This is a genomic window from Streptococcus sp. LYSM12 (assembly GCF_004569635.1).
Lineage (GTDB): Bacteria > Bacillota > Bacilli > Lactobacillales > Streptococcaceae > Streptococcus.
The window spans coordinates 113,174-123,961 of record NZ_SPOZ01000004.1 but is presented as its reverse complement, the minus strand read 5'-3'; the positions used below and the strand labels follow the sequence as shown (position 1 = coordinate 123,961).

Here is a 10,788-nt window from a genome sequence, read left to right as displayed (position 1 = left end):
AACCCGAAGGTCGTAGGTTCAAATCCTGCTCCCGCAATTTGATTGTGGATTTGGCTCGGTAGCTCAGTTGGTAGAGCAATGGATTGAAGCTCCATGTGTCGGCGGTTCGATTCCGTCTCGCGCCATTATTTTAATATTTTGGAAGGGTAGCGAAGAGGCTAAACGCGGCGGACTGTAAATCCGCTCCTTCGGGTTCGGGGGTTCGAATCCCTCCCCTTCCATACCTTTACGGGCATAGTTTAAAGGTAGAACTAAGGTCTCCAAAACCTTCAGTGTGGGTTCAATTCCTACTGCCCGTGTTAGTAATATGGCGGGTGTGGTGAAGTGGTTAACACATCAGATTGTGGCTCTGACATTCGTGGGTTCGATTCCCATCACTCGCCTATTTATTATTGGGGTATAGCCAAGCGGTAAGGCAAGGGACTTTGACTCCCTCATGCGTTGGTTCGAATCCAGCTACCCCAGTTATCATATACTAGCCGGCGTGGCGGAATTGGCAGACGCGCTGGACTCAAAATCCAGTGTCCGCAAGGACGTGCCGGTTCGACCCCGGCCGCCGGTATAGTTTGAAGTAGAGTAAAACCCTTATGTATCAGGGGTTTTTTGCTATTCTTTGACCTCTCTGAATTCCTTTGTTGTTAGTCATTTTTTTCCTTGCGTAACTGAATGTTTTTAACTGGAGCCAACAATAATATTAACAAAGTAAGAATATTTTGTTCTAGTTATCCTATTTTATTTTTATATAGGATTAGAAAATAGGAGGAATGATGATGAAATACGGTTATATCCGAGTCTCTACTCGGGAACAAAACATTGAACGGCAATTATCTGCCATGTTGTCAGAAGGTATTGAGGAGAGGTATTTGTATATTGATAGGTCCTCGGGAAAGAATTTCAATCGTGCAGCCTATAAGAAAATGGTGGAGCGACTCATGTCGGGAGATGAGTTAGTCATTAAGTCGATTGACCGCCTAGGGCGCAATTACGATGAAATCATCAAACAATGGAATTATCTCGTCAAGGAGAAAGGAGTCGATATTATGGTCCTAGACTTTCCCTTACTCAATACTAATCTGAAAATCGATACAATTACAGGAAAGTTTATTTCGGATATCTGTTTACAGGTTTTATCCTATGTGGCACAAGTGGAAAGAGAAAATATTAAGCAAAGACAGCTGGAAGGGATTGTGGAGGCAAAAAAGAAAGGGGTGAGATTTGGTAGGCCGAACAAGACTTGTCCGAAAGAGTTTCCTGAAATCATAGAACGTTGGAGACGTCGAGAGATGACAGCTCAAGAAGTGGCCAACCAACTCAATATTTCAAGAGCAACGCTCTATCGCTGGTTAAAAAATAAAGTTGAATAGGCAATATAGTGAAAAAGATACAAAAAATTTACAATAAAAGGTCTCAAAAGCTAGGCATTTTGAGACCTTTTATTTTGTTCTACTTTTTCTACAAGTTAAGAACTAGTAAACGATTTTCAAGATTAGAATAACTCACTAACTTAAGGAATATACACTTTGTACTGACACACGTAATTCCTTAAGAGATTATAACACATTCGTTTCAAAATTCCTAGCTTTTGAAATGGTATCATTACTAAATAGGAGACAGATTCAAGAGGTTCAGCTGTACTTAGAAAAGAGGTGTTGTTTATCCAGTGTTCATGAAACACATACCAGAGAGGAAGTGCTAATTAAAGGGAGGGAAAGTAGTCGTGGAAAAACGAATTAATTTTTATGAAAGTCGGACATTTACGTGCAAAAAATGAGGACGCTGTGTGGTGACGACAGCAGGTGTTCTCGATAAACGAACAGTATTTTGTAGTCGACGCTACTGGAGGCATTCTTCCCCATGAAAAAGAATTATGTGGCGAAAAATAAAACGAACGATGTATGGAGAGAGGAGAAAAAATGAATAAGCTTAGAAAGTGGTTAGTCATATTTTTAGCCGTATTTGTTACGCTACTAGGTATTGGAGCGAGTACGACGACCGTTCAAGCGAAAGAATTGCAAAATGTACTAACAGATATTAACTTATGGGATGTGAATAATGGAAAGCATCTCACAGTTGATAGCTCAGGATCTTACCGACTAACAAAAAATGTGGCCTATCGATTTGAGTCAAGTTTTGATTTATCAAAGTACGACGGGAATCTAGCAGATGGTGATTACTTTACATTTACAATACCAGAACCAATAACCGTTGACAATACGAGCTTTGATTTGAAGGATAAGGAAACAGGTGTGGTTGTTGGAACAGCTGTTGTGACTTCAAACGGGGAAGGACAAGGTGGTACAGTGAGAATTACTCTCAAGGATTTGCAGGAATACCTAAAAAAGAAAGGTGGTAGTCAAATCCAAGGAGTAAAAGGAACCTTTTATACTGATTTTAAAGTGAGCCAAGTAGTTGATGGTAAAACGATAATCTACCCATCTACAGAGACGAGTAAAACCATTACTCATTCTATTTCTGTGAAAGAACAAACGACACCTGATTATACAGAAGGGATTAAAAAAGAAAATTTTGTTAAAATCGGTGGTGTAATGCAGAAAGAGCATTGGGACTCTCTGAAATTAAATAAAAGCGGTGAGTATATCCATAACTGGGTATTACGGGTCAATACGAATCAGTCCAGTTATGACTTGATTACTCTAAAAGATGTCATTCCTGATGATTCCGCACCAATGCAGTTTATTCCTGAGAAGGTCAAGGTTTTGGCAGGCAATTTTAATTCTACCTTGAATTTGACAGGTTCAACGGTGCTGGAGGAAGGAAAAGATTACACAATCGAATATAACAGTGCGTATACTAGTTATACATTAAAATTGTTGAATACTGCTTCAAGGATGGCAGCAAACGGAAAGGTTGCTGCGTACAATGTTTATTACTCAACGACCTCGCCTGCAAATGGAACAGATGTTATCAATGAGTTATCCATGAAAGGTGGGGAGACGGATTTAACTACTAGTACGGAAAGACAAAATACTGTCCATCGTGTTGCACGTTCTACCAAAATCACAACAGGAGGCTCTATCCAATTAGAGACTGGTTACCGTATCACCCTTTACAAACAAGACGCTGAAACAGCAGTCTTGTTGAATGGAGTAGAATTTGAAATTACTTCACCAAGTGGACAGAAAGAGATTGTTAAGATTGAAAAAGGCGGTGTTGCTCAATCTAAAGTCTACACAGCTGAGGAAGTAGCTAAGGGGAAATTTACCATTGTTGAGGTTAAGGCGCCCAAAGGTTACGTGCTAGATAAAACACCGATTGAAGTGACAGTAGGAAAAGATGGTGTTATTCGAACTGTTAAGAACACGAAAGAAAAAATCTCTATTTCAGTAAGTAAGGCATGGGAAGATGCGAATAACCAAGATGGCAAACGTCCAGACTCTATCACAGTTCAATTACTTGCCAATGGCCAGGAAGTGGCGGGAAAGACCCTGATACTTAATTCAGAAAACAAGTGGAAAGCAACCTTTGAAAATCTAAATAAGTACACTGATCAGGGGACAGAAATTATGTATTCTCTGAAAGAATTGGAAGTTCCAGAAGGTTATCAATCCAAGGTGACCGGTGATATGGCAAGTGGGTTCATCATCACCAATACCTACCCTCCCGCTACGACAGAAGTTTCTGGGAAGAAAACCTGGGATGATGCAGACAACCAAGATGGCAAGCGTCCAGAAAAGTTAAACGTGAAACTCCTCAAAACAGTAGGGGGACAAACGACAGAAGTTACAACGAAAGAGATTTCGTCCAAAGATGATTGGAACTACAGCTTTTCAAATCTCCCACAGTTTGAAAATGGCCAAGCCATCATCTATACGGTTGATGAAGAACTGCCAGAAGGCTATACGAAGACTGTAGATGGGTATAATCTTATCAATACTTATTCTCCAGAAGTAACGGAAGTATCAGGTACTAAGACCTGGGATGATGCAGACAACCAAGATGGCAAGCGTCCCGAAAAGTTAAACGTGAAACTCCTCAAAACAGTAGAGGGACAAACGACAGAAGTTACAACGAAAGAGATTTCGTCCAAAGACGATTGGAACTACAGCTTTTCAAATCTCCCACAGTTTGAAAATGGCCAAGCCATCACCTATACGGTTGATGAAGAACTGCCAGAAGGCTATACGAAGACTGTAGATGGGTATAATCTTATCAATACTTATTCTCCAGAAGTAACGGAAGTATCAGGTACTAAGACCTGGGATGATGCAGACAACCAAGATGGTAAGCGTCCAGATGCGATTACCGTTCATCTTCTTGCTAACGGTCAAAAAGTAGCTAGTAAGATAGTAACGGCTACAGACAACTGGACTTATAGTTTTAAGAATCTGGTGAAATATGAGGCTGGAAAGTTAGTTGCTTACACGATTAGTGAAGAAGCGGTACCGAGTTATCATACAACAGTTGATGGTTATTATCTTACAAATAGTTATTCGCCAGAAATGATCGATGTGACTGTTCAGAAGAAATGGGAAGACGGCGATAACCAAGATGGGAAACGTCCTAGCGAAATTACCGTCTATCTTCTTGCAAATGGTGAGCGGGTAGACAGTCAAACAATTCAGGCAGACATAGATGGGAACTGGAATACTACTTTTAGCAACAGGCCGAAATACGCCAAGGGTCAACTGATCCGCTATACGGTAGAAGAAGAGGCGGTAGTAGAGTATCGCACGATTATCGAGGGCTTCACCATCATTAATAGCTATAGACCAAAAGAAATCAACTACCGAATTACGAAGAAGTGGGCAGATAATGGGAACCAAGATGGCAAACGTCCAACCTCTATTACTGTTTCGCTTTACAAGTCTGTAGCAGGCAGTGAGCCAGTTGCTGTCACAGGAAAAACACTAACCCTCACTGCTGAAAACCAGACAGATACTGATACGTGGGTAGGTAGCTTTACCAATCTTCCGCAGTTTGAAAAAGGTCAAGAAATTAGCTACTCTGTCCGTGAAGATGATGCGACCATGGCGCTGTTGGCAGAAACAGGCTACCTTGCAAAAGTAGAGGGACAAGTGATCACCAATTCTCGAACTCCTGAGATGATTCGCTTGACTGGAACCAAGGTGTGGGATGATGTTAATAATCAAGATGGCAAACGCCCAACGAGCATCATCATAGTTGTGAAAGATGGTCAAGGTACTGAAGTAGAACGCATCACTGTCACACCAGATGAAAAGGGGCAGTGGTCATTCACATCAAAAGAGCTTCCTAAATACGCCAATGGAAATGAGATTACCTACAGTGTAGAAGAGATTGTTACGAAAGAGTATACCTCTACAATTGTAGCGAATGGCCACAGCTATACGGTTACCAATAGTTATACTCCAAAGAAAATCAGTCTCAAGGGTTCTAAGATATGGAATGACGGCAATGACCAAGATGGTATCCGCCCAAGTAGTATTACCGTGCACTTATTTGCGAACGGTGTAGATACAGGAAAGACAGCGACTGCCTCTGAAGCTACGGGATGGAACTATAGCTTTGAGGGGCTAGACCAGTATCAGAATGGGCAAGTCATTCAGTATACGGTTCAGGAAGATGCGGTGCCAGGGTATACCACACAGATTGATGGAACCTTGATTACAAATAGTTATGTTCCGAAAGAGACACCGCCTGGCACGCAGCTCGATAAATCAACCACTAAGAGAGCTTTACCAGCTACCAACAGTACCACAAGCCTGGGACTGATTGTGATTGGTTTGAGCTTATTAGTCGGTGTTGGTATCTACTTAATGAAGCAACGTAAGTAAATGTAGAAGGTGATTCCTCTTGAAGCAACAACTACTTTTTAAGTAGTTTAGATTGTTCAACTGCTTTGAAATGAACAGTATTCTTCTAACTTAAAACACTAAAATATCGGCCGCCGGTATAGTTTATATTAAAAAAAGGCTGATTTATCGATATCAGACTGAAGTTAAAGCCCTTAGAACTATTGGTTTCTAAGGGCTTTTTTGATGCTCTGGTTTTTTAAGCCAAGGGAAAGTACTAATATGTATCGTATAGAATATTCTAAAAGGGTTCAAAACAGATTTAGAAACGAGGTAAGCAAATTCACAGAGTACTTTTCGAAGCATCTAGAGGGGATGGATATCCTCACACGCCAACGCCCAAGGCTTCATCGTTAATCATGTTAACGAGTGACGTTATCGTATTGGAGATTACAGGCTCATTTGTGATATTCAAGATGGTTATTTTGGTGCTTGAATTGGGACATAGTTGTGATTTTCTTAAAATCAGCCTCGCCGTCATGGCAAAACAGATAATGATTTCCTAGTTGATTGGGAAACATTGGCAGATTCGTAAATCAGGACCAAAAAGCATAGGGAGCGCATATTTTTTAATAAACTCTTTCCCCAATACATGTCTATATTTAACGATTAAACTAATTTTAGTTATTAGGAAGACAACAGCATAGCAGACAAAACTACAGACAGTAAAAAGGATTAAGATAGACTATTTGGTGATATGATGAAATTAATGAGACTACTAAATAAGCCTAATAGTGACACCTAAAATGAATCTTAATATCCATTTACTGCTCTTATTCTTAGTAGGATCTATCTCAGATCGAATTTTTCTTTGATTGTCATAACCAACTCCTTACTCTCAGTGTAGAATGAGTAAGCACTTGTTCATTATTAGGAAACATCGTTATTGGAAACCAAATAAGAATGATTTAATAAACTCTTTTCCTAATATAGATCGATATTTAAAGATTAAGATAATTTGAGCTGCCATAAGAACAACAGCATAGCAGACAAGAGTACATGCAGTAGCTATGGCTAACAATAGCGTATTTTGGGATGAGATAATCATACTTATCAGACAGCTAATGATTTCTAATAGTGTAAGGGCTAGAATGAATTTCAGTATCCATTTACTGACGATATTCTTGTTAGGATCTATCAGATCGAATTTTTCCTTAATTGTCATGTTCTTCCCTCCTTAATAATATAATAATTTTTAGCAACGCTGAATATACTTGCTATTATTGAGTTTTCCTCTTCATTTGCACAGCTTTTGGCATGTCTATGACCTGTATAAAAATTGTCTTATCACATTTGTCCTCTCTTTTTTACACTCAGTATACTCGCTTTTTCACGATTTTACAATATAAAACAAAAAGTATGTAGAGAAAACACTTGATTTTATCTATTTTTGTGTTATAATTAACTAGTTAATTAAGTGATTAAGGAATGGTGCAGGAAATGGAACAATTAGCTCATCAGATTGATCGGAGTTTGCAGGAGATTATACTGAGCTCAGAGAATCAGTTGGAGATTTTGGTGGGGAACTGTCAGAGTGAGATGCGCTTGACCAATACTCAAGAACATATTTTAATGCTGATTGAAAACAATGCCTTTACAAATAAGGAAATTGCAAAGCAACTAAATGTGAGTCAGGCAGCGATTACTAAAGCAATTAAGGCTTTGATTGCACAAGATTTACTTGTAGCGGTTAAGGATAGTCGTGACGCGCGGATAATTCGTTATAGTTTGACAGAATTAGCAAAGCCGGTTGCTGATGAGCATGCCCATCACCATGCCTATACGCTTGCTTCTTATAAGGAATTAATTGAAAATTATTCGGAAGATGAGCAAGTGGTTATTAGTCGTTTTTTGACAGATCTAGTAAAGAAAGTTCGGAAAGAAGGATGAGATATATTACTGTAGAGGATCTATCGTTTGTATATGATCAAGAGCCTGTGTTAGAGCATATTTACTATCATTTGGATAGTGGGGAATTTGTGACTCTGACAGGCGAAAATGGGGCAGCAAAGACTACCTTGATTAAGGCGACATTGGGAATTCTAAAACCCAAGAACGGCAAGGTAATCATTTCAGAGACGAGTATTAGTCAGAAAAAGCTGCGAATGGCTTATTTACCTCAACAGATTGCGAGTTTTAATGCTGGCTTTCCTAGTACAGTCTATGAATTTGTGAAGTCTGGACGCTATCCGCGTCAGGGTTGGTTTCGTAGGTTGACGAGCCATGATGAGGAGCACATTCGGACAAGTTTAGAGTCTGTTGGGATGTGGGAGCATAAAGATAAGCGGTTAGGCTCCTTGAGTGGTGGTCAGAAACAGCGGGCGGTGATTGCTCGCATGTTTGCTTCAGATCCTGATATTTTTATTTTGGATGAGCCAACTACGGGAATGGATAGTGGAACAAAGCTTGCTTTTTATGAGTTGATGCACCATAGTGCGAGAAAGCATGGTAAGTCCATTCTAATGATTACGCATGATGCGGATGAATTACGTGATTATGCTGATCGAAATATTTATTTGGTGAGAGACCAAGCATCTCCTTGGCGTTGTTTCAATGTTCATGATAGGGATGAGGAGGTGACGCATGCTTAGCGTACTTGATTTCTCTATTTTCCATTATGAATTTATGCAACGGGCTTTTCTAGCAATTATTGCCATGAGTTTAGTTTCGCCGATATTGGGAATTTTTCTCATTCTACGGCGGCAAAGTTTGATGAGTGATACACTCAGCCACGTATCCTTGGCCGGTGTTGCTTTTGGACTTGTGCTGGGGGTTTCACCGACAATCTCTACCATGATAGTAGTCATTGTTGCGGCAATCTTTTTGGAATACCTGCGGGTTTTATATAAGAGTTTTATGGAGATTGGGACAGCTATTCTCATGTCGACTGGTTTAGCGGTATCCTTGATTGTTATGAGTCGCTTGGGTGGTAAGAGTAGCTTGAGCTTAGAGCAGTATTTATTTGGTTCAATAGTAACGATTAGCTCTGAGCAAGTAATTGCCCTATTTGCGATTGCAGCAGTCGTGCTAGCCTTGACCTTTCTCTTTTTACGCCCCATGTATATTTTAACCTTTGATGAGGATACAGCTTTTGTGGATGGCTTGCCTGTTCGTGCGATGTCTGTTTCCTTTAATATAGTGACAGGAGTAGCGATTGCGCTTATGATTCCAGCAGCAGGAGCCTTATTGGTGTCAACGATTATGGTTTTGCCTGCATCAATTGCGCTTCGTTTGGGAAAGAGTTTTAAAATGGTGATTGCCATTGGGATGGTGATTGGCTTTGTTGGAATGCTTTCTGGTTTGTTTCTATCTTATTATGCAGAAACGCCAGCGAGTGCAAGTATTACGTTGATTTTTATTGGTATCTTTTTATTGGTCAATTTGCTCTATAAATTTAAAAAATAGGAGAAAACATGAAAAAAATTTTAACATGTCTAATGGGACTTAGCGTCTTTTTGCTAGTGGCTTGTGGTTCACAAGTAGCATCGAAAAAGAAAGAGATTCAGATTGTCACGACCTTTTATCCAGTCTATGAATTTACCAAGCAAGTGGTGGGGACAGAAGCGGATGTTTCTCTTCTTGTGAAAGCAGGGACAGAACCCCATGATTTTGATCCTTCGGCTAAAAATATTACAGAAATTCAAGAGGCAGATGTCTTTGTCTATGAAAATGAAAATATGGAAACCTGGGTAGCAGATGTTTTAACATCTGTTGATGACAAGAAAGTTGAGGTCATCAAGGCGACAGAGGGTATGTTGCTCTTACCAAACGACAAAGAAGAGGAGAAACACGAACATAGTGAGGAAGGGCATCACCATGATTACGACCCCCATGTTTGGCTATCGCCAGTGCGTGCGATTTCCTTGGTGGAGGCAATCCGTGACGGCTTGGTCGCTAAATATCCAGAGAAAAAAGAGGTATTTGAAAAAAATTCAGCTGCTTATATTGAGAAGTTAGAAGCCCTGCATGCAGAGTATCAAACCATTTTGTCTAGTGCAAAGCAAAAATACTTTGTGACTCAACATACGGCTTTTGCTTATCTAGCCTTGGATTATGGCTTGAAGCAAATATCGATTACAGGGGTATCTGCGGATCAGGAGCCAACACCTTCTCGTTTGGCAGAGTTAACTAAGTATATCAAACAATATGGTATCAAGTATATTTATTTCGAAGAAAATGCTTCAAAAGCAGTAGCTGAGACCTTGTCAAAAGAAACGGGTGTGGAACTGGCTGTCTTGAATCCACTAGAAAGTCTGACAGATGAGGCAGTGAACAAGGGGGCAGATTATATTTCGGTGATGAAAGATAATCTGAAAGCTTTGGAAAAAACCACGAGTCAAGCTGGCTCAGACATTTTGCCGGAAGAAGGAGCAAGAACATCTAAGACAGTTTATGCAGGCTATTTTGACGATAGTGCAGTCAAAGATCGTACCTTATCTGATTATGCAGGCAAATGGCAGTCGGTCTATCCTTACTTGTTAGACGGCACCTTGGATCAGGTCTTTGATTATAAGGCTAAATTAAGTGGTCAAATGACAGCTGAAGAATACAAGACTTACTATGACAAGGGCTATAAGACTGATGTGGAGCAGATTCACATTACCAATGATGCGATGGAGTTTGTAGTCAATGGTCAAGCAGAAAAGCATACCTACAAGTATGTCGGCTATCAAATTTTGACGTACAAGAAAGGCAATCGTGGGGTACGCTTCTTGTTTGAAGCAACGGATACTAATGCAGGACGTTTCAAGTATGTACAGTTTAGTGACCATAATATTGCTCCAACGAAAACAGGTCATTTCCATATCTTCTTTGGTGGTGAAAGTCAGGAGAGGTTATTTGATGAGCTAGAGAATTGGCCAACCTACTATCCAGATAGTTTAACTGGTCTTGAAATCGGTCAAGAAATGTTGGCGCATTGATATGATATAGAGAAGGTTGGAACATCAAGTTCCAACCTTTTCAGTTGGGGCATAAGGCGACTAGTGGAAAGGGA

At 40.1% G+C, this 10,788-nt stretch carries 7 protein-coding genes and 6 tRNA genes; 12 read left to right on the top strand and 1 reads right to left on the bottom strand.

What is annotated here, in order from left to right; genetic code table 11:
• Positions 1-52: 52 nt before the first annotated feature.
• The 8 genes from E4T79_RS02305 (at position 53) to E4T79_RS02270 (ending at position 5,774) form a co-directional block, all read left to right on the top strand.
• Positions 53-125: transfer RNA gene (locus E4T79_RS02305), tRNA-Phe, on the top strand.
• 15 nt (positions 126-140) lie between these two features.
• Positions 141-221, top strand: a tRNA-Tyr gene (locus E4T79_RS02300).
• Positions 222-228: 7 nt separating this feature from the next.
• A tRNA-Trp gene (locus E4T79_RS02295) sits at positions 229-299 on the top strand.
• Positions 300-310: 11 nt separating this feature from the next.
• Positions 311-383: transfer RNA gene (locus E4T79_RS02290), tRNA-His, on the top strand.
• A 10-nt stretch (positions 384-393) separates the two neighbouring features.
• Positions 394-465: transfer RNA gene (locus E4T79_RS02285), tRNA-Gln, on the top strand.
• A 13-nt stretch (positions 466-478) separates the two neighbouring features.
• Positions 479-562: transfer RNA gene (locus E4T79_RS02280), tRNA-Leu, on the top strand.
• Positions 563-770: 208 nt separating this feature from the next.
• Positions 771-1,364: a recombinase family protein gene (locus E4T79_RS02275; RefSeq protein ID WP_194183761.1), complete on the top strand. Its 594-nt coding sequence runs from the start codon at positions 771-773 to the stop codon at positions 1,362-1,364.
• Positions 1,365-1,913: 549 nt separating this feature from the next.
• The gene (locus E4T79_RS02270) at positions 1,914-5,774 is read left to right on the top strand and encodes a Cna B-type domain-containing protein (RefSeq protein ID WP_135027217.1); all 3,861 of its coding nucleotides are present in this window, start codon (positions 1,914-1,916) and stop codon (positions 5,772-5,774) included.
• Positions 5,775-6,675: 901 nt separating this feature from the next.
• Here the strand turns inward: E4T79_RS02270 and E4T79_RS02260 are convergent.
• Entirely contained in the window at positions 6,676-6,957 is a 282-nt protein-coding gene (locus E4T79_RS02260) for a hypothetical protein (RefSeq protein ID WP_135027210.1), read from the bottom strand.
• Positions 6,958-7,232: 275 nt separating this feature from the next.
• Here E4T79_RS02260 and E4T79_RS02255 point away from each other — a divergent pair, with 275 nt between their 5' ends.
• Genes E4T79_RS02255 through E4T79_RS02240 form a run of 4 tightly spaced genes read left to right on the top strand, consistent with a single transcriptional unit; the run spans position 7,233 to position 10,714 of the window.
• Positions 7,233-7,682, top strand: a complete 450-nt coding sequence (locus tag E4T79_RS02255; protein ID WP_135027208.1) for a zinc-dependent MarR family transcriptional regulator — start codon at positions 7,233-7,235, stop codon at positions 7,680-7,682.
• Positions 7,679-8,383 carry a metal ABC transporter ATP-binding protein gene (locus tag E4T79_RS02250; RefSeq protein WP_135027206.1) on the top strand — a complete coding sequence of 235 codons (705 nt, stop codon included), beginning with the start codon at positions 7,679-7,681 and terminating at the stop codon, positions 8,381-8,383. The genes E4T79_RS02255 and E4T79_RS02250 overlap by 4 nt, the downstream gene beginning before the upstream one ends.
• Positions 8,376-9,197, top strand: a complete 822-nt coding sequence (locus E4T79_RS02245) for a metal ABC transporter permease (protein ID WP_135027204.1) — start codon at positions 8,376-8,378, stop codon at positions 9,195-9,197. Before E4T79_RS02250 ends, E4T79_RS02245 begins: the two co-directional genes overlap by 8 nt.
• Positions 9,198-9,205: 8 nt before the next feature.
• On the top strand, positions 9,206-10,714 hold the full coding sequence (locus tag E4T79_RS02240; RefSeq protein WP_135027202.1) for a zinc ABC transporter substrate-binding protein AdcA: 1,509 nt from the start codon (positions 9,206-9,208) through the stop codon (positions 10,712-10,714).
• Positions 10,715-10,788 lie beyond the last annotated feature (74 nt).

Excerpts from the sequence above, each read along its gene's own strand:
- E4T79_RS02245 (WP_135027204.1), top strand. The coding sequence starts at position 8,376 with ATGCTTAGCGTACTTGATTTCTCTATTTTCCATTATGAATTTATGCAA.
- E4T79_RS02270 (WP_135027217.1), top strand. The coding sequence starts at position 1,914 with ATGAATAAGCTTAGAAAGTGGTTAGTCATATTTTTAGCCGTATTTGTT.
- E4T79_RS02255 (WP_135027208.1), top strand. The coding sequence starts at position 7,233 with ATGGAACAATTAGCTCATCAGATTGATCGGAGTTTGCAGGAGATTATA.
- E4T79_RS02275 (WP_194183761.1), top strand. The coding sequence starts at position 771 with ATGAAATACGGTTATATCCGAGTCTCTACTCGGGAACAAAACATTGAA.
- E4T79_RS02260 (WP_135027210.1), bottom strand. The coding sequence starts at position 6,957 with ATGACAATTAAGGAAAAATTCGATCTGATAGATCCTAACAAGAATATC.
- E4T79_RS02240 (WP_135027202.1), top strand. The coding sequence starts at position 9,206 with ATGAAAAAAATTTTAACATGTCTAATGGGACTTAGCGTCTTTTTGCTA.
- E4T79_RS02250 (WP_135027206.1), top strand. The coding sequence starts at position 7,679 with ATGAGATATATTACTGTAGAGGATCTATCGTTTGTATATGATCAAGAG.